The following is a 17,371-nucleotide window of genomic DNA, read 5'->3' as shown; positions in this document are numbered from 1 at the left end:
GTTGTTTTAGTAACTACTAAATATAAAAAAGCTTCCCGGGTCTGGGAAGCTTTTTAGAAAGGTTTGTGATTTTCAAACTAAGCATTATGCTTTAAGCCATAAGCTTAATTCTTCAAAAGCTTTTTTACAACAGAATTCCCTTCTGAAGAAATCTTCACAAAATAAACGCCGTTTTCCAAAGAAGAAACATTAATCGTCAACGTTCCGTTTTGCGGAAGCATTTTTTCAGAAATTAACTTTTTTCCTTGGGTGTCATAAAGCGAAATAGTTGTTTCTGAAACCAATTGTGCTGATTGCAATGTAAAACTTTCTGACGTTGGATTCGGGTAAAGCTCCAAATCATTAAAAAAGAAAGAATTCACAGCTAGAAACACCTCATCATCCAGAAAGTCTGGAATACTGTTGGAGTTGGTATCGTCGTCAATTGGGGTTCCGTTGTTGTTGTAATCTTCATCTATTGTTAGGGTACCGTCGCCGTCGTCATCGTTATCAAGATAGTTTTCAATGGTGTCGCCGTCTGTGTCTATATAAATGTAGGAAGGTACAACGCCAGCACCTATTCCTGTGGTTTCGTCAATGGTTTGCACTGTATCGCCATCGTCATCGCTGTCCAAATAATTTGGGATGCCGTCGCCATCAGTGTCGTCATCATTTAAGTTACCGTTGTTGTTTAAATCTTCATCCTCGTTCGCTATTCCGTCGCCGTCTGCATCGGGGGCAAGTTCATCGGTGGCGATTTCAAAAGAAGTTACTAAATAACAGCCTGAATTCACATTTTCAACACGAACATAAATTGTCTGTGGGTTTACAACATTTTCGTATGTGGTTGGAGGAGTTATAGGAATTGTATTGCTTTGAGCGTCTAGCTCCGTTTCGTAAAAAGAAACCACATAATCTGAAGGATTTAAACCCGCCAACATCACTGGAATATTCACGGTAAGGTCAAAAATTGCAAACCCATCACCATCATTTTCGTTTATAAAGAGGTTGTTGGGTTGGGTTATTGGGGGGATTTCTTTTACGATAAGTTCGAGTTCCGCAATTGCATAACACGGAAGTATTGCAGGAGGAACACTTTTGGTTACTCTTGCATATACTGTTTGATTGAAGGGAACTGTATTTGCGTACAGTCCAAGAATCTCTGTCCCTGGTATTCCATTTTGTGCGCTTTGAAGCGTTTCATAGTATTTAATATTAACATCAGTTTCGCCGTTAATAATATTAATATCCGCCAAAGTTAAATCCCATCCTCCAATTATACCATCATTGTCATCATCACAAAGTTCAAGTGGGTCTGGGTTTTGATTGGGGTTTGGATTTGGCAAAACACTTAATGTAAGCGTAACAAGTGTCTTACAACCAAATGTGTTTTCAACTCTACCTATTACGGTTTGAGGAGTTGCCAAATTCTGATAACTTGTGGGGTTTGGAATTGGTAAATCCGCGGCTTCATCGGCAGAGCTTAAAAACCACGCTACAGTTAAAGATGGATCGCCACCTGTAATCACTTGATTATTTTCGGTAAGGTCGAAAGTGCTTATTTCATCTGTTGGTGTACTACCCTGTAGCTCATCATCGCACAACATCATTTCAAAAGGGCCGTAATCTGGGGGTGTGGGGTTTATTACTAAATCAAAATTAGTAGTATCATAATCACCAGTTCCCATATCTTCTAGTCTCGCAAAAATTCTTTCGAAAGGAGCACTAGCGAAATAGTTCCAAGGATTTGCTATTGGATTATTTCCATTATCCGCATCAACTTGGGTTTTATGATATGTAAGTTGAAGTTCATTAGGATTTTGAGAACCAATAATAATTAGATCGTTTACCGTAAGATCGAATTCTTCACCTCCATCATTATTTATATCGCATTCAACCAAATCAGGTGCTGGGTTTGCTATAACAGACAAAGAAATTTGTAATTCAAATTCATTATTCCCTTCATTCGTTTCAGGAATCACTCCATTTCCGTCAATAACTGCTCGTAGTGCAAAATTGGAAGGTGTGCCCACTGGAAGTGATATCGTTAAACCATCGGTAAGCGTTCCTCCAATTGGGATATCCTGATTTGTAAAATCTTCCGCAATTAATACATTGTCAGCGTAAAAAGTGATAGAAGTGTTTGCCGGCAGCACATTGGTACTATTCACATTGCTAACGGTATAAGTAACTTCCAGCTCGTCCTGCAGTGGAGAAACAGTAACGCCATCTATGGCAATAGTGCCATCAGGCAATTCAGAATTTACAACGGTTATAATATTATTGACCATTATTAAATCCTGTTGCGAAGTAAGTTCAATATCTATTTGGGTATCACCGGGATTTACAATACCCTGCAAATCATAATAATCCAAATCCATATTATACAATTGGTTCGAATTTGTATAACTATTCGTACTGTTAAATGCATTATTAGGCGGATTTAGTGGCAGGTTACTTATCATCGTATTATTGATAAACAAACTTTCACCAACAGCTATTTGTTGATCGCCTTCCCAAGCCAAAAAACCAATTCTCGATAATTGGTCGCTTACAGCTTCTATATTGGTAAGCGTTATATTAAGTGTGTTATTTGCGGAGGAAACGGATTCCAAACCATCAAATAATGAAACTTGGTTTAACAAAAGTGACGGATCTTCAAACACAACAATGATGGACCAACCGCCGTAATTAATGCCAAAATTACAGTAATCAGATAAAGTGCCCATAATATCCATATCGGAAAACGTATAAGTGCCATTTCCCTGTGTTTCCACGATGGAAGTAACATCTGCATAAGCCGCGAATAAAGGCAACCCGTTGTTCACGACTGAAAAGGTTCTTTCAGCATTAACTTCGGTTCCATTAAGTTTAATTTCAAAATCGCCAGCTGAAGAGCCAGACCAATATAGCATCGCCGAAACCAGAGTTTGCCCAGGATTTAGAGTTAATGTTGCACTACTCTGTGAAAGTATGGTACAAGAAGGTGAATTGTTTTCCTGTGCATTTAGTGTATTACCAATTGCGGTATAATCATAACGACCATTCAATTGCCTGAATAGCTGAATCTGTTGTGCAAAAACAGAAAGTGAACTTATGCTGAAAATAAAAAGAAGTATTAGTTTTTTCATTCGTACTATTTTTCCCGCAATATATAAAAACATTCCAAGACGTTAAGAAAATTTTAACTTTATCTTTTTATACTTGACCACTTTGTCTTTTTTCACTAATCTTGTTTAGCTAAAATTAACTTGTTATGAAAAGAAAATACTTATCCTTATTCCTACTTTTCGCCATAGTATTTTTATTTCAATCCTGCGATCCACAAATTATGGACGACCGTCGTATTTTAGTTAAAGGAAATATTGTAGACAGCGCAAATAATCCAATACAAAATATTTCAGTACGCACCCAGTCATACGGTACAATTTTGGGCGAAACAGTAAGTGATGCTAATGGACAATTTCAATTTACATCTTTAGATGTTGAAGACTATAATGGATTAAATATTATTGTTAATATGAAAACCAGTAGCTATTATTACGAGGGAGATTATGATTTTGATTTAACTGAAAACGCCAATTATTCTGCAAAACAATATTTCAGCAATTCTCAAAACCGTGAAGCTGTAACTTACAATCTTGGTAAAATTCAACTCAACGAGGCTGCCCGTTTAGATATTTTATTTCATAATATTCCTGGCGATAACAATACGGTTGCTTATAAACTGGAATACGACAGTGCTATTTGCCAAATAGACCTGAACCTTAATGGTTCTGAGGATTGTTATTTTGATAATGATTACTACCAACAGCTTGATATAAATTCTTCTAATTTTCAAACTAATTTAAATAGTCAATTGGGCACAACGGTACTTTTTAAATATATATTAAACAACGAGCCTGAACAGACCATTTCCATCCCACTCACAAATCTTGAAAATACATATGTTTTTGAATATTAGAATCCTTATTGCGGCACTCGCAATCTCTGCAGCCACTTTTGCGCAAGAAACTGAGAACAAAAATCCTGAAACCGAACAAGAAAGCAACGGGCCAGGTAAAAATGTAGGTAGCATAACTATTGGCCCTTATTTCCCCATCGCGTTTGGTGATAATTTTGTAAATAATGGAATGGATTTGAAGCTTGGCGCGCGTTTGTCTTTTAAAGTGGACACCTATAAGGGTATATACATTGGTCCTTATTTCAGTTTTTTTAATGGTGAAGTTACCAATCCTGAGCTTTTGGGCAATTACTACAACACAACCAATTTTGTTATTGGTGCTATAGTGGGCTTCGAAAAACACATTAACAAATTTGACATAAACATTGGGATTGGCGTTGGAGCTTCAAGTTATGAGAACGACGGCCCTTTCGATAATTTTGGCGACACCGCCACCGCAGTTTGGTTAAACCCAGAAGTAAGTTACCGCATTACAACCTATTTAGGGGTGTATGTTGCGCCTGAAATTCGCCACGATTTTATGAATATTGATGTGCCCAGTGAATTGGAAGATACATTTAAAGGCGTAAACTATCTGAACATAAGTTTTGGACTTCGTATTAATTTGGGTACTGCTTATAAATATCTGTAGCCTATCTTTGCAGGATGCACAAAAACATCACAAGTTTTCATAATCCGCTGATAAAGCAAATTGTTTTATTACAGGAGAAATCGCGCGAACGCCGCAAAACACAACTTTTCATCATTGAAGGCTTGCGCGAAATTTCACTGGCACTGAAAGGTGGATATCTTTTGAAAACGTTACTTTTCTGTTCAGAAATAATTCCCGAAGAAGAAATTTTCGCCTTAAAAGAATCTGCCAATAGTGACACAGAATTCATAGAAATCACTTCAGAAATTTATGAAAAGCTCGCCTATCGAGGTTCCACTGAAGGTGTTTTGGCAATTACATACACAAAAGACTTAAACATATTAAACCTAAAAGCACAAACTAAAAACCCTTTAATTCTAATTGCAGAAGCTCCAGAAAAACCAGGAAACATAGGTGCGCTTCTCAGAACCGCAGATGCCGCAAACGTTGATGCTGTAATTATCGCAAATCCAAAAACAGATCTATACAACCCAAACATCATCCGTAGCAGCGTGGGTTGTTTGTTTACCAATACTATTGCCACGGGAAGCACTTCAGAAATTATTTCATTTTTGAAGCAGAACAACATAAGTATTTACTGCGCCGCATTACAAGCCTCCGTGTCTTACCACACTTGCGATTTTAAAGAAAGTACCGCAATTGTAGTTGGCACCGAAGCCACGGGCCTTTCTGATGAATGGCTGCAAAACAGCACCCAAAACATCATCATCCCAATGCAAGGCGAAATAGACAGTATGAACGTTTCCGTGGCGGCAGGAATTATTATATTTGAAGCAAAGCGTCAGCGCGGTTTTTAGTGTTCAGTCGCTAATTTCATTTCACTGTAATAACTTAAAAATTAAATTAAAAACTTGAAACCAGAAACTCTTTTTTATATAATCATTGCAATCTTGGTCATCAGTTTCATCCTTGACCAAGTCTTGGATTCCCTCAACGCAAAACACTTTAGCGATCCGCTTCCCTTAGAGTTACAAGATGTTTTTGAGGAAGAAGATTATAAAAAATCGCAACGTTATAAAAAAGAGCGTTACAAATTCAGTATACTTACCTCAGCAATTTCACTCATCGTTACCATCCTATTCTTCTTTTTGGATGGCTTTGCTTATGTAGATAGTTTGGCGCGTTCCGTATCAAATAATGAAATAATTATCGCCTTAGTTTTCTTCGGAATTATTATGATAGCGAGTGATTTTCTCAGTACGCCGTTCAGCTATTACAGCACCTTTGTAATTGAAGAAAAATACGGTTTTAACAAAACTACGCGAAAAACTTTTTTCTTTGACAAATTAAAAGGTTGGCTTATGGGTGCCATTATTGGTGGACTTCTTTTGGGCGCCATCATCTGGTTTTATCAAAGCACTGGCAAAAACTTTTGGCTCTATGCTTGGGGAATCATAACAGTATTTACGGTATTAATGAATCTTTTTTATGCACGTTTCATAGTACCTCTTTTCAATAAACAAACTCCTTTAAAAAAAGGCACCCTGCGTTCCCAAATAGAAACCTACGCCTCAGAAGTTGGTTTTACCCTCGATAAAATTTTTGTTATAGACGGCAGCAAGCGTAGTACCAAGGCAAATGCTTATTTCTCAGGCTTCGGCAGCGAAAAGCGCGTTACGCTTTATGACACTCTTATTAAAGATTTAGACGAAGAAGAAATTGTAGCCGTCCTCGCCCATGAAGTTGGTCATTATAAACGAAACCATATTATTATAAACCTCTTTATGGCAATTATTACAACAGGTTTCACCCTTTGGCTGCTATCATTATTTATAGGAAATCCACTACTTTCCCAAACGCTAAATGTTTCGCAACCTTCCTTTCATATTGGGCTGATCGCTTTCGGCGTGCTTTACAGTCCAATTTCTGGAATCACCAGTTTACTGATGAATTATTTAAGTAGAAAATTTGAATACCAAGCAGATAATTTTGCAAAACAAACTTACGCTGCGCCGCCGCTGATTTCGGGTTTAAAAAAACTTTCAAAAAATAGTCTCAGCAATCTTACCCCGCATCCGCTTTATGTTTTTGCACATTATTCGCACCCCACGCTGTTGCAGCGTTTCAGAAATTTGAAGAAATGATTTTTATCATTTGAATATATTATAGGAAAAAAGTACTTTGTGCGCTACTAAATATTTCAAATGAAGACAAAATTACTTTTTCTTTTTACCATACTTTTATCTTTTTCAATTTATGCCCAAGTAGATTTTGAAGCACATATCACTGTAGATGACACTGGTGGCACGAACAATCCACGTTCCGTGTTTGCCGCCGATATTGATGGCGATGGTGATATAGATATGCTTTCTGCTTCTGCAAATGACAATAAAATTGCTTGGTATGAAAACACTGACGGACTTGGCACATTTGGACCACAGCAGATTATTTCAGAAAATATACTACTTGCTAGTTCAGTCTTTGCCACAGACATAGATGGCGATGGAAATATAGACGTGCTAGCCACAGGAAGCGATGCAGATAAAATTGTTTGGTATAAAAATTTAAATGGTCATGGAAGTTTTGGCCCTGAACAGATAATTTCCAATGAAACCAATAGGCCCCAACACATCTCTGCAGCAGATTTAGATAATGATGGAGATATGGACGTACTCTCCACATCATTATCAGATAATAAAATTGCTTGGTATAAAAACACAAATGGTCTTGGTGCTTTTGGACCTCAACAAGTTCTTTCCACAGCTTTTATAAGCCCTATGGATATTAGCACTGGGGACATCAATGGTGATGGATATTTAGACATTTTATCGGGATCTGATTATTATAATGAAAGCAGTGTGGCTTGGTTTAAAAATAATAATGGTTTGGGAAATTTTTACCAACAACCTGAACTTAGTTCACAAGTCTTTGATGCAGGTGACACTATATTAATGGATGTTGATAATGATGGTGATCTGGATATTGTGGTAGCTTCCAGAGAAAGCGGAGGGCATAAAATTGTATGGTTCCAAAATACCAATGGTCTGGGTAATTTTCCAATACTTTCACAAACTTTAATGACCGTAGACCTTTCTTGGCCAGAATCACTTTATGCAACTGATGTAGATAATGATAATGACATGGATTTGGTAGTAGGATCGAAAAATGGCGGACTATTTTGGTTTAAGAACAATGGTTCTGGCACTTTTGGTCCAAAACAAATTATTGATAACCAAACAAGCGATGTTACAAAAGTTGTTTTAGTAGATATTGATAATGATGATAATCAAGATTTAATAATGGCAGCTGGCACATCAGACAGGGTTGCCTGGTACAAAAAAAATAATGGTCAAGATAATTTTGATTATACCCAAGAACTTGCAGGTATAAATGGCGCCAGTGGTGTTTATAACCTATCTTCTATAGATATAGACAACGATGGAGACAAAGACATTCTTGCAACATTACGCAGGGGCAACAGAATTGCTTGGCAAGAAAATTTAAATGGGTTAGGAACATTTTCAGAATTAAAAACAATTGCATATGTAAATACTCCCCCTGCCGCATATGCCGGTGATGTGGACGGAGATGGATATATTGACGTAATTGCAGCATCAAAAGAAAAACTCACATGGTATAAAAACTTAGATGGCCAAGGCAATTTTGGATCCGAACAAATAATAAATAATATTGAAACTTCAGAAACAATATACGCAGCAGATATTGACAACGATGGAGACTTAGATGTTCTTTCCTCAGAAGCAAACAACACATATTGGCAAGAAAACACAGACGGACTTGGAACTTTTGGACCTATCAAAATAATATCAGATCAATATTGGCTTAGCGATTCAATGGTAGCAAAAGATGTTGATAACGATGGTGATAAAGATCTAATTCTTTGTTATTGGGGCGATGGTAATATTGTTTGGTTTGAAAACCTTGACGGACAGGGAAATTTTGGTTCAGCCAATATTATTGACACTTTACTTTCTCCGGATTCTGTGTACGCAGCAGATTTGGACAATGATGGTGATTTAGATGTTTTAACATTAGATTATTTTACTGATGAAGTTATGTGGTATGAAAACCTAGATGGAAATGGCTCTTTTGGAGATGCCAACATAATATCTTCCTCTGTAGACGGCGCTTGGACCATTTATTCCGCAGATTTGGACAATGATGGTGATGAAGACATAGTATGTACTGCTTATATTGAAGGGAGAGTACTTTGGTTTGAAAACGATGGCGAAGGCAATTTCAGCAATGAAAATATTATAATATCAAACTTCAAAAACCCAATAACCATTTTTGTAGATGACTATGATGGAGACAACGACATAGACATACTTACATCATCATATTTTTTAGATGAAATAGTATGGTTCGAAAACCTATTTATCTTAGACGTAGAAGAAAACACAACAAACCTTTTCAGCATCTACCCAAACCCAACAAACGGTTTTTTAAACATTAAATCTGAAGTGCCAATTACTGAAATAACTGTTTATAACAACCTTGGTCAACTGCTTTTCACTTCCGAAGAAAACAGCCGAGTTGACATTTCAGCTTTAAGTAAAGGTATCTATTTCGTAAAAATCAAAGACGAAAATGGACTGAGCGAAACAAAAAAGGTTATAAAAAAATAAATTGAAGTACCTTTCAAGGTAAATTCCATAAAAATCTTGAAAACCATCACCCGAACCGTTTGGATTCTCTCCCTCGTCAGTCTGTTTACAGACATGGCCAGCGAAATGCTTTATCCAATTATGCCAATCTATTTAAAAAGTATTGGATTTTCCATTCTTTTAATTGGCGTTTTGGAAGGTTTGGTAGAAGCTGTTGCGGGATTGAGTAAAGGTTATTTTGGGCAGTTAAGCGACAGTAAAGCAAAACGCGCCCCCTTTGTCCAACTAGGTTATTCCCTCAGTGCCCTTTCAAAACCTATGATGGCATTTTTTGTATACCCACTGTGGATTTTCTTCGCAAGAACCGTAGACCGTCTCGGTAAAGGTATTCGCACCGGCGCGCGAGATGCCATGCTTTCCGGAGAAACAAATAAAGCAAACAAAGGAAAGGTTTTCGGCTTTCATCGCTCCATGGATACCTTTGGCGCCGTCCTCGGTCCAGCTCTCGCCCTGCTCTATTTATATTTTTATCCCGAAGATTATATAAACCTTTTCTTTATCGCTTTTATTCCTGGCGTATTGGCTGTAATTGCTTCCTTTCTTTTGAAAGACAAAAAGGTTGAAACCATTTCTGAAAAGAAAAATATCTCTTTCTTTTCCTTTATCAACTATTGGAAAAAAAGTCCCTCGGAATACCGAAAAGTAGTTCTCGGACTATTGTTCTTTGCACTCTTCAACAGCAGCGATGTTTTTCTTCTTTTAAAAGCGAAAGATGCAGGGCTAGAGGATACTTGGGTAATTGGTATTTATATTTTTTATAATTTAATCTACGCGCTTACGGCTTTCCCATTAGGAAATTTTGCAGATAAAATTGGTTTGAAAAAAATGTTCGTTTTTGGATTGGTTATTTTCAGTTTGGTTTACTTCGGAATGGGTTTAACTACAAACCTATATTTAATTATCGCTCTTTTCTTCGGTTATGGAATATACGCCGCCGCTACAGAAGGCATATCCAAAGCTTGGATAACAAATATTTCTAAAGATGAAAACACAGCCACTGCGGTAGGTACATATTCCGCATTTCAAAGTATCGTGGCAATGATTGCTAGCGTTATGGCTGGGCTAATATGGTTTTATTTAGGGGCAAACGTTACTTTTTTGGTTACTGCAATTGCAACTATTGGGGTGATAGTATATTTTCTAAAATTAGATTTCACCCAAAAAAATTGAAACTTTAAAGTTTTAGCTTTGAACTTGGGACTAAAACTTCCAACTTATAACTTTCAACTTTAAAGGAAATAGTATCTTTGCCCTCTGTTAAGAATTTACACCTATGACAATTTCATACAACTGGCTAAAACAATTCATAAACCTTCCTTGGGACGCCGAAAAAACTGGCGAATTATTAACCGATCTTGGTCTTGAGGTAGAAGGAATAGAAGATTTTTCTTCCGTAAAAGGAGGCTTGGAGGGCGTTGTTGTAGGTCACGTTTTAGAATGTGTACAGCACACCAACGCAGACCGACTGAAAGTAACCAAAGTTGATGTAGGCACGGGCGACACAATACAAATAGTCTGCGGCGCGCCAAACGTTGCCGTAGGTCAAAAAGTTCCCGTAGCCACTATTGGCACCACCCTTTATGATGCTGAAGGAAATCCTTGGGAAATAAACAAAGGTAAAATACGCGGCGAAGTAAGCGAGGGGATGATCTGCGCCGAAGACGAATTAGGTATCGGAAAATCGCATGATGGAATTATGGTTCTGGATGCCAAATTAAAACCGGGAACCCCTTTAGCCAAAGTTTTAGAAATTGAAAACGATAAAGTTTTCGAAATAGGGTTAACCCCAAACCGTGCAGATGCAATGAGCCATTGGGGCGTTGCGCGCGATTTAAAAGCCGGTTTACTCCACAAAGGTATTGCTGCAAAACTGAACACTCCATCAACTAGCAGTTTCAGGATAGATAATCGAACCTTAAAAATTGATGTCAAGGTAAAAGACAGCACTCTTGCACCTCGCTATTGTGGAATCACTATAAGTAATTTAAAAGTTGGCGATTCTCCTGCGTGGCTTCAAAATAGATTGAGGTCCATTGGACTTTCGCCAATAAATAATATTGTGGATGTTACCAATTTTGTGCTTCACGAGTTTGGGCAACCCTTGCATGCGTTTGATGCTGCAAAAATTTCTGGAAATACAGTTAATGTAAAGACCCTTCCTGCGGGAACAAAATTCACAACCCTAGATGGTGTTGAACGCGAATTGCACGCAGAAGATCTTATGATTTGCGATGCTGAAAAACCTATGTGTATTGCAGGTGTTTTTGGTGGAATTAATAGTGGGGTCACTGAAGACACTACAAATATTTTTTTAGAAAGTGCTTATTTTAATCCCGTGAACATACGCAAAACTGCAAAACGTCATGGTTTAAGTACAGATGCATCTTTTCGTTTTGAAAGAGGTATTGATCCAAACATCGCAGATTACGCACTCCGCTATGCCTCTATTTTGATACTTCAAGTAGCCGGAGGACAAATAACTAGCGATCTTATTGATATTTACCCAAAGAAAATAGAAGATCACCAAGTGTTCCTAAATTTCGAAAAGGCAAACAAACTAATTGGCGAAGAAATTCCAAAGGAAACTATTAAAGAAATTCTTACTTCTCTGGAAATGAAGGTAAATAACGTAACTGAAACCGGTATCGGGATGACTATCCCTGCATATCGAAATGATGTTACGCGAGATGTAGATGTTATTGAGGAAATATTAAGAGTTTATGGTTACAACAACATAAAATTCAATCAAAAACTCAATGCTTCAATTTCTACGGTTTTGCCCGGTGAAGACTATGATGTTCAAAATAAAATTGCACAGCAATTAACCGGACTTGGTTTTCATGAAATGTTGAATAACTCGCTTACCAACCCAAAATATATTGAGTTGAGCGAAACAATCAAAGAAAATTACAACGTAAATATTCTTAATCCTTTAAGCAATGATCTTTCCGTACTACGCCAATCCATGTTATTTTCTGGCTTGGAAGCAGTTGAATACAACAGCAATCGCAAAAACAGCGATTTAAAATTGTTTGAATTCGGAAAAACCTATCATAACTTTCCCGGTGGAAAAACAGAGACCAAACATCTTTCCCTTTTTATAACAGGATTAAAAACTGAAGGAAATTGGGCAGTTCCAGATACAAAAAGTAATTTTTTCTTCGGAAAAGGAACAGTTACATCTATTATGGAACGCTTAGGGCTTGACGCCTATACCGAAGAAAGTACCGAAAACGATATTTTTTCTGAAGCAATCGCCTTCAAAAGAAATAAAGAAATTATAGTTGAGTTTGGAATTGTAAAGAAAAAAATCACCAATGAATTAGACGTTGAAGCTGAAATATTTTACGCAGATTTTAATTGGGATGTGGTGTTAAAACAAATTCCACTTAAAAATTTTAAATTAAAGCCCATTTCCAAATTCCAGGCAGCACAACGCGATTTTGCTTTGTTGCTTGACAATTCAATTCGGTTTGGAGATTTGCGGGTTGCCGCATTTAATACAGAGAAAAAATTTCTGAAAGATGTTACTCTTTTTGATGTTTACAAAGGAAAAAACCTTCCCGAGGGTAAAAAAAGCTACGCGCTAAGTTTTACCATTCAAGATGAAGAAAAGACACTTACCGATAAACAGATTGACAAAATAATGAACAAACTGCAACAAAGGTTTGAAACAGATTTTGGAGCGGTGCTTCGATAAAAAAACAAATTGTAATAAAAAACAGCGACCTTCTGAGTCGCTGTTTTTATTTTATTAATTAGGGTTTGGGGCACTATTATTTTGGCAGAACAACTCCATCAATTACATGAATTACTCCGTTTGATTGGTTAACATCTGCAATTGTTACAGTTGCCATACCACCTTTTTCATCCATTAAAATCACCTTTTTTCCTTTCATCATTGCGGTCAAAGTTCCACCGCTCACAGTTTTGTAAGTTGCTTTTCCATTTCCCTTTTTTATGTCATTCATTATATCTGCTGCACTGTGTTTTCCTGCAACAACATGGTAGGTTAGAACAGCCTGTAAAGTTTTTTTATTTTCAGGCATAAGCAAAGTTTCAACGGTACCTTTTGGAAGTTTTTCAAAAGCTTCGTTTGTTGGTGCAAAAACCGTAAATGGGCCGTCGCTCTGAAGCGTTTCCACTAAGTCTGCTGCTTTTACTGCGGCAACAAGGGTAGTGTGGTCTTTTGAATTTACTGCGTTCTCAACGATGTTTTTACTAGGGTACATTGCGGCACCGCCCACCATAACTGTTTTTTCGTCTTTCATCATTTTGTCTTGTGCAAAAATTGATGTTGTTCCAGCCATAATGGCTAAAGAAAATAATGCTGCTTTAATAAGTTTTGATTTCATAATATGTTTTTAGTTTATGTTATATGGTTATAAACGAAAGTCCCGAAACTGCGGTTTCGCAATTTCGGGACTTTAGTATTTATTTAACTTTAATCGATTTATTCCGAAGGGGGAAAGATGACTCCATCTACTATATGAAAAAATCCATTTTTATGATAGAAATCTGGTGCTATAATTCGCGCTGTATTATTATGTTCGTCAACTAAAACAAGTTGTCCTGCTTCTTCTCTTATTGCTAATTTTTGTCCTTCCACAGTAGTTAAATAAGCCTTTCCTCCATTTTTCTCAACGGCGGTTTTAAGGCTGTTACTATCCAACCGTCCTGGTATGGCCAAATAATTTACGATGGAGCTAACCAATTTATTATTGCCCAGAACTGAATCTCTAGTCTTTTTGGACAAATTCATAAAAGATTCATCCGCTAAAGCAAAAATAGTTACCATCTCTTGGCCTTCCAGCGTTTTCCGTAACCGATCGTTTTTCAATATTTTAGCCAAAATGGTAAAATCTGGAGCTTCTTTAATATTTTCGTAAAAAGTTTTACTTGAAGTAAAAGTGCTCTCGCCTAACACTTTGGAAACTTCTGTATTTTTAGTTGAGATATATTTTTGTGCCGAAACGACCGTACCAAAACAAACCATAAAAAGTATTAAAATTATATTCTTGAGTTCCATAGAAAAAATTTAAGATTGTAAATATAAGAAATACGAAATCAATATTGTTTTAAACGCAAAATGATCCGTAATATTTAAAATTTTCATCAAACTATGTTAAATAGTTGTTTTGACGAATTGTAGGATGTAAATTTAATTTCCAAAAATTTATATTATGTTTTCCCGAACCAATATTGAAAAACAATTGCTAAAATACCGTTCTAAAAGAACTGATGAGCAACTTATAATGGAAGAAGTGCAGCGTATATTTTCAGAAAATGAAAAGGAACGCGGTGAGATTATTTCCAACTTAACTGATGCATCCACCGAAATTGAAAACACTTTCAACTTTGACTTGCTCAATACCGAACACATTTTTCATATTGAAGATATTGAAAAACTTTGCATCAATTACAGATTGCGCTTCTTGGATTCGCACTATTTTAAAGGAGATTTTCCAGAAGAAGCTATTTCTGAAATACGAAGCCTAGAAAAAAATCACATCATTACTTTGAAAAATTTCAAAATCGTTGCCCCTGCGAAGCTTATGAAGCTGGAAAATGCAGATGATCCATTACTTTTTGCGCCCATGGGAAATGATTATTTTTATCTAATTCACAAATGGGGCAATGACCTTCATCCTTTCCGGAAATTATTGATGTGGCCTTACAAAAGTTTTGAAAACTTAGTTTTTACGGTGGCCCTTCTCAGTATATTAATAACTTCGTTAATGCCAGTACAATGGTTCACTCCCAACGCAAACTTTCAGGAATATTTATTTTTATTTCTAATTATATTTAAGGGCGTGGGCGGAATGGTGATATTTTATGGGTTTTCAAAAGGGAAAAATTTTAATGGCGCTATTTGGAACAGTAAATATTACAATGCTTGATTTAGTATAAGTAATGAGTAGAATACTATAAGAATCTATTAATCCAAGAATCAAATAATCTATAAAATATGTCAGAAAACACAGAAGAAACAGTTCGTATATATACCGGTCCAGATATTATGGCCGAAGCCCTCGTTGTAAGATTGGAAGAAGTAAATATTACACCTATACTCCGTGAGGATCAACAAAGTGCTGTTATGTTTGGCTCCGGAAATAATTATGCAGATCAAGTTCGCGTATTTGTCCGTAAAGATGAACTTGCCATTGCTCAGCCTATTGTAAATACTTTTTTGAAAGAGATTGAAGAATAAATTTATGTCTGAAACAACCCGAATTTACACAGGCCCAACATTAATTGCAAAAGGATTGGTTGCTCGCCTTAACGAAGTTGGAATCAGTCCTATTGAAAGGAACGATCACGACAGTAGTTTACGCGCAGGTTTCACTATGAGTATCGCAAACCAAACAATGGTTTTTGTGAGAAATGATGAAATGCAAAAAGCCCAACCTATAATTGAAGAATTCTTAAATGAAATAGGCGACCATTAATTGGGTCGCCTATTTTTATGCTTCTACTGTATACATTTTATCGCGTAGCTCCCTTATTTTCTTATCACCCATATACTCATCAAAAGTCATATAACGATCTATTGCTCCGTTTGGAGTTAGTTCAATAACTCGTGTTCCAACAGTCTGTGCAAATTCATGATCGTGGGTTGTGAGTAACACTGTGCCTTTAAAGTTTTTTAATGAATTGTTGAAAGCTGTAATTGACTCTAAATCTAAGTGGTTTGTGGGTTCGTCCAGCATCAGCACGTTTGCACGAAGCATCATCATTCTGCTTAGCATACATCTCACTTTTTCCCCTCCGGAAAGCACACTGCTTTTTTTCAAGGCTTCTTCACCGCTGAAAAGCATTTTTCCCAAAAAGCCACGAAGAAAAACTTCTTCGCGCTCTTCTTCTGTTTTAGCATACTGACGCAACCAATCTACCAACGACAAATTGTTTTCGAAAAATTCCTCATTGTCAAGTGGTAAATAGCTCTGGTTTGTGGTGATTCCCCATTGAAAGGAACCCGTATCTGGCTTTAAATGACCATTCAAGATTTCATAAAAAGTAGTTGCGGCACGCGAATCTTTTGAATATATAACCACTTTATCTCCTTTCGCCAAATTGATATTCACATTTTTGAAAAGTATTTCATCTTCTATGGAAGCTGAAAGATTCTCTATATTTAAAATCTGATCCCCAGCTTCACGCTCGCGTTCAAATATTATTGCAGGATAGCGGCGACTAGAAGGTTTTATTTCCTCAACATTTAATTTTTCAATCATTTTTTTACGAGAAGTAGCTTGTTTACTTTTTGCTACGTTCGCACTGAAACGCATAATAAATTCCTGAAGCTCTTTACGTTTTTCGTCAGCCTTTTTGTTTTGTTGTGCACGCTGACGGGCTGCTAGTTGGCTGCTTTCATACCAGAAAGTATAGTTACCGCTGTAATGGTTTATCTTTCCAAAATCTATATCACTGATGTGTGTGCAAACCGAATCTAAAAAGTGACGGTCGTGGGAAACCACAATCACACAATTGTCATAATTTGCTAAAAAGTTTTCCAACCAATTTATTGTTTCATAATCCAAGTCGTTGGTAGGCTCATCCATAATTAAAACATCAGGATTTCCAAAAAGAGCCTGCGCCAAAAGTACCCGTACTTTTTGTTTTCCGTCCACGTCTTTCATTAAGGTATAATGTAGACTTTCATCAATACCGAGGTTTGAAAGCATTGCGGCTGCATCACTATCGGCATTCCATCCATTCATTTCTTCAAAAGCAACTTGAAGCTCGCCAATTTTTTCGGCATTATCATCTGTGTAATTCTCGTAAAGTTTGTCTATTTGACTTTTAATAGCAAACAATTCCTTATTACCACGAACTACGGTTTCAAGTACATTAAAATCATCATACTCATTGTGATTCTGCTCAAGTACAGACATACGTTTGCCTTTTTCTAAATGTACTTGCCCCGAAGTAGGATCTTGTTTTCCTGAAATAATTTTCAAGAAGGTAGATTTACCGGCACCGTTGGCACCAATAATTCCATATATATTGCCGGTTGTGAACTGTGTGCTCACCTCGTCGAACAACACGCGTTTACCAAACTGAACCGAAAGGTTTGAAACTGAAAGCATAATTTTCTGAATTTTGCGCAAAAGTAGGTATTTAAGCGATACCCCAAAAAGATTAACG

The 17,371-nt window shown here is 36.8% G+C and carries 14 protein-coding genes; 10 read left to right on the top strand and 4 right to left on the bottom strand.

Features of this window, described 5'->3' with window-relative positions:
- Positions 1 to 104: 104 nt before the first annotated feature.
- Positions 105 to 3,110, bottom strand: coding sequence for a T9SS type A sorting domain-containing protein (locus AEQU1_RS13340; protein WP_181566777.1), 3,006 nt, complete (start codon positions 3,108 to 3,110; stop codon positions 105 to 107).
- 125 nt (positions 3,111 to 3,235) lie between these two features.
- Here AEQU1_RS13340 and AEQU1_RS13335 point away from each other — a divergent pair, with 125 nt between their 5' ends.
- From AEQU1_RS13335 to pheT, 7 genes are all read left to right on the top strand, one after another.
- On the top strand, positions 3,236 to 3,943 hold the full coding sequence (locus AEQU1_RS13335; protein ID WP_146743756.1) for a carboxypeptidase-like regulatory domain-containing protein: 708 nt from the start codon (positions 3,236 to 3,238) through the stop codon (positions 3,941 to 3,943).
- On the top strand, positions 3,933 to 4,574 hold the full coding sequence (locus tag AEQU1_RS13330; RefSeq protein ID WP_146743755.1) for a hypothetical protein: 642 nt from the start codon (positions 3,933 to 3,935) through the stop codon (positions 4,572 to 4,574). The genes AEQU1_RS13335 and AEQU1_RS13330 overlap by 11 nt, the downstream gene beginning before the upstream one ends.
- Positions 4,575 to 4,588: 14 nt before the next feature.
- Positions 4,589 to 5,392, top strand: coding sequence for an RNA methyltransferase (locus AEQU1_RS13325; protein WP_111881883.1), 804 nt, complete (start codon positions 4,589 to 4,591; stop codon positions 5,390 to 5,392).
- 54 nt (positions 5,393 to 5,446) lie between these two features.
- Positions 5,447 to 6,679 carry a M48 family metallopeptidase gene (locus AEQU1_RS13320; protein WP_111881881.1) on the top strand — a complete coding sequence of 411 codons (1,233 nt, stop codon included), beginning with the start codon at positions 5,447 to 5,449 and terminating at the stop codon, positions 6,677 to 6,679.
- A 60-nt stretch (positions 6,680 to 6,739) separates the two neighbouring features.
- Positions 6,740 to 9,184 (top strand): T9SS type A sorting domain-containing protein, encoded by a 2,445-nt coding sequence (locus tag AEQU1_RS13315; RefSeq protein WP_111881880.1) that lies wholly within the window; start codon positions 6,740 to 6,742, stop codon positions 9,182 to 9,184.
- Positions 9,185 to 9,220: 36 nt separating this feature from the next.
- Positions 9,221 to 10,393 carry an MFS transporter gene (locus tag AEQU1_RS13310; protein WP_111881878.1) on the top strand — a complete coding sequence of 391 codons (1,173 nt, stop codon included), beginning with the start codon at positions 9,221 to 9,223 and terminating at the stop codon, positions 10,391 to 10,393.
- Positions 10,394 to 10,496: 103 nt separating this feature from the next.
- On the top strand, positions 10,497 to 12,923 hold the full coding sequence (pheT, locus tag AEQU1_RS13305) for a phenylalanine--tRNA ligase subunit beta (RefSeq protein WP_111881877.1): 2,427 nt from the start codon (positions 10,497 to 10,499) through the stop codon (positions 12,921 to 12,923).
- Positions 12,924 to 12,999: 76 nt separating this feature from the next.
- Here pheT and AEQU1_RS13300 read toward each other — a convergent pair whose 3' ends face one another.
- On the bottom strand, positions 13,000 to 13,578 hold the full coding sequence (locus AEQU1_RS13300) for a fasciclin domain-containing protein (protein ID WP_111881875.1): 579 nt from the start codon (positions 13,576 to 13,578) through the stop codon (positions 13,000 to 13,002).
- A 98-nt stretch (positions 13,579 to 13,676) separates the two neighbouring features.
- Positions 13,677 to 14,252, bottom strand: coding sequence for a fasciclin domain-containing protein (locus tag AEQU1_RS13295; RefSeq protein ID WP_111881874.1), 576 nt, complete (start codon positions 14,250 to 14,252; stop codon positions 13,677 to 13,679).
- A 154-nt stretch (positions 14,253 to 14,406) separates the two neighbouring features.
- Between AEQU1_RS13295 and AEQU1_RS13290 the strand changes: the two genes are divergently transcribed.
- The 3 genes from AEQU1_RS13290 (at position 14,407) to AEQU1_RS13280 (ending at position 15,672) form a co-directional block, all read left to right on the top strand.
- Complete coding sequence (locus tag AEQU1_RS13290; protein ID WP_111881872.1) at positions 14,407 to 15,123, top strand: hypothetical protein; 717 nt, start codon at positions 14,407 to 14,409, stop codon at positions 15,121 to 15,123.
- Positions 15,124 to 15,191: 68 nt separating this feature from the next.
- Positions 15,192 to 15,434, top strand: a complete 243-nt coding sequence (locus AEQU1_RS13285; RefSeq protein ID WP_111881870.1) for a DUF2007 domain-containing protein — start codon at positions 15,192 to 15,194, stop codon at positions 15,432 to 15,434.
- A gap of 4 nt (positions 15,435 to 15,438) precedes the next feature.
- Positions 15,439 to 15,672, top strand: a complete 234-nt coding sequence (locus AEQU1_RS13280; RefSeq protein ID WP_111881868.1) for a DUF2007 domain-containing protein — start codon at positions 15,439 to 15,441, stop codon at positions 15,670 to 15,672.
- 15 nt (positions 15,673 to 15,687) lie between these two features.
- On the opposite strand, the gene AEQU1_RS13275 is transcribed toward AEQU1_RS13280, so the two are convergent.
- Positions 15,688 to 17,313 (bottom strand): ABC-F family ATP-binding cassette domain-containing protein, encoded by a 1,626-nt coding sequence (locus AEQU1_RS13275; RefSeq protein WP_111881867.1) that lies wholly within the window; start codon positions 17,311 to 17,313, stop codon positions 15,688 to 15,690.
- Between the last annotated feature and the right edge of the window lie 58 nt (positions 17,314 to 17,371).

It is taken from the genome of Aequorivita sp. CIP111184 (genome assembly GCF_900489465.1).
GTDB lineage: Bacteria > Bacteroidota > Bacteroidia > Flavobacteriales > Flavobacteriaceae > Aequorivita.
The sequence above is the reverse complement of the archived record's forward strand: the minus strand, read 5'-3'. Positions and strand labels throughout refer to the sequence as shown.

Bases quoted from the DNA above. Each gene is read 5' to 3' on its own strand.
- AEQU1_RS13340 (WP_181566777.1), bottom strand. From the start codon at position 3,110: ATGAAAAAACTAATACTTCTTTTTATTTTCAGCATAAGTTCACTTTCT.
- AEQU1_RS13335 (WP_146743756.1), top strand. From the start codon at position 3,236: ATGAAAAGAAAATACTTATCCTTATTCCTACTTTTCGCCATAGTATTT.
- AEQU1_RS13325 (WP_111881883.1), top strand. From the start codon at position 4,589: ATGCACAAAAACATCACAAGTTTTCATAATCCGCTGATAAAGCAAATT.
- AEQU1_RS13315 (WP_111881880.1), top strand. From the start codon at position 6,740: ATGAAGACAAAATTACTTTTTCTTTTTACCATACTTTTATCTTTTTCA.
- pheT (WP_111881877.1), top strand. From the start codon at position 10,497: ATGACAATTTCATACAACTGGCTAAAACAATTCATAAACCTTCCTTGG.
- AEQU1_RS13300 (WP_111881875.1), bottom strand. From the start codon at position 13,578: ATGAAATCAAAACTTATTAAAGCAGCATTATTTTCTTTAGCCATTATG.
- AEQU1_RS13295 (WP_111881874.1), bottom strand. From the start codon at position 14,252: ATGGAACTCAAGAATATAATTTTAATACTTTTTATGGTTTGTTTTGGT.
- AEQU1_RS13290 (WP_111881872.1), top strand. From the start codon at position 14,407: ATGTTTTCCCGAACCAATATTGAAAAACAATTGCTAAAATACCGTTCT.
- AEQU1_RS13285 (WP_111881870.1), top strand. From the start codon at position 15,192: ATGTCAGAAAACACAGAAGAAACAGTTCGTATATATACCGGTCCAGAT.
- AEQU1_RS13280 (WP_111881868.1), top strand. From the start codon at position 15,439: ATGTCTGAAACAACCCGAATTTACACAGGCCCAACATTAATTGCAAAA.
- AEQU1_RS13275 (WP_111881867.1), bottom strand. From the start codon at position 17,313: ATGCTTTCAGTTTCAAACCTTTCGGTTCAGTTTGGTAAACGCGTGTTG.